Genomic DNA, 1,650 nt, shown 5'->3' with positions numbered 1-1,650 from the left:
AGCGTCGCGAGGCGGCCGGCCAGCTGGCCCAGCGCGGCCGCGAGCTGGAGGAGGAGCGGGAGCTCTTCACCGACCTGGCGCTGCGCCACGAACGGTCCCGGATCGCGGCCGAGCTGCACGACATCGTCGGCCACGCGATCAGCATCATGATCATTCAGGCCGCGGCGGGTCAGCGGCTCGTCGACGACGATCCGGAGCGGGCCCGGCAGGCCTTCACCGCGATCGCGGACTCGGCACGTCAGGGCCGCGAGGACCTGCGGCGGCTGGTCGACCTGCTGGGCGGCGCCGAGGTGGGCGGCCCCGATCTGGCGCTGATCGACGAGGTGGTGTCCCGGGCGGCGCGCAGCGGCCTGGACGTGTCGTGCCGCTTCGAGGGGGACCGCGACGGCGTGGCCGCCCCGGCCGCCCACCTGGCCTTCCGCGTGGTCCAGGAGAGCCTGACGAACGCCCTGCGGCACGCCCCCGGCGCGGCGGTGCGGGTCCTGGTGAGCGGGTCGGGCCGCGACCTGACGGTGAGCGTGGAGAACGACCCGCCGACCCGCGACCGCCCGGGGGTGCTGGGCACCGGCCACGGCCTGGTCGGCCTCCGCGAGCGGGTGCAGGAGCTCGGCGGCCACCTGCTGGCCGGCCCGACCCCGCGCGGCGGCTGGCGCGTCCAGGCCACGGTCACCAGCTCGTTGTGAGTGCCCGCGTCCGGCCGATGATTGCGTTTTCGGCCATCGGGTAACCCTCCGTTGTACGCATCCATGACAGGAGGCACCCCATGGCTTTTGACGACAAGGTCGACAACAAGGCCGAAGAGCTCGGTGGCAAGGCCAAGGAAGGCGTAGGCAAGGCCACGGACGACGAGCGCCTCGAGGCCGAGGGCAAGGCCGACCAGAAGAGCTCGAAGCTCAAGCAGGCCGGCGAGAACATCAAGGACGTCTTCAAGTCCTGAGAAGCAACGCCTGAACGCCCCCGGTCTTGCCGGGGGCGTTTTGCGTGGCTACGGTGTGGGAGCGCTCCCATTGACAATCCTCGCTCCATGGGAAGGAAGTCACCGTGCCGTCCCCCACCAAAGTCCTCGTCACCTCGCTAGCCTGCGCCACCGCGGCAGCCGGGGTCTGGTTCGCCGCCGGACCGGCCTCGGCCGGCACATTGTCCGGCACGCTCTACCGCGAACCCGGCTCCGCCGCCGCCCGATGGGTGGCGGCCAACCCGGCCGATCCCCGTACCCAGGTCATCCCCGACCGGATCGCGAGCCAGCCCGCCTCGCACTGGCTGTCCAACTTCAACCTCTCGACCATCCAGTCCGAGGTCGCCGGCTACGTCGGCGCCGCCGCGGCGGCGGGCCAGCTTCCGGTCCTCACCCTGTACGGAATCCCCAACCGCGACTGCGGCGGCGCCAGCGCCGGCGGCGCGCCCGACCTCGCGCAGTACCGCACCTGGGTCGACCGCATCGCCACCGGCATCGCCGGCCGCACCACCGTGGTCGTCCTCGAGCCCGACTCGATCGCCCTGCAGACCTGCCTGAGCAGCAGCGAGATCGCCGCCCGCAACCAGGCCCTGCACACCGCCACGCAGACGCTCAAGGCGGCCGGGGCCAAGGTCTACCTCGACGCCGGGCACTCCACCTGGAACAGTGCCGCCGACGCGGCCGGGCGGCTCGTC

Annotated in this window: 3 protein-coding genes; all 3 read left to right on the top strand. The window is 72.5% G+C overall.

Features of this window, described 5'->3' with window-relative positions; genetic code table 11:
- A partial coding sequence (locus AB0M20_RS42280) for a histidine kinase (RefSeq protein ID WP_364307033.1) occupies positions 1-683 on the top strand: 683 nt, incomplete at its 5' end.
- An 80-nt stretch (positions 684-763) separates the two neighbouring features.
- Positions 764-937 (top strand): CsbD family protein, encoded by a 174-nt coding sequence (locus AB0M20_RS42275; RefSeq protein WP_364307031.1) that lies wholly within the window; start codon positions 764-766, stop codon positions 935-937.
- Between the two features lie 104 nt (positions 938-1,041).
- A partial coding sequence (locus AB0M20_RS42270; RefSeq protein WP_364307029.1) for a glycoside hydrolase family 6 protein occupies positions 1,042-1,650 on the top strand: 609 nt, incomplete at its 3' end.

This window comes from Actinoplanes sp. NPDC051633 (assembly GCF_040681735.1).
Classification (GTDB): Bacteria; Actinomycetota; Actinomycetes; order Mycobacteriales; family Micromonosporaceae; genus Actinoplanes.
The sequence above is the reverse complement of the archived record's forward strand: the minus strand, read 5'-3'. Positions and strand labels throughout refer to the sequence as shown.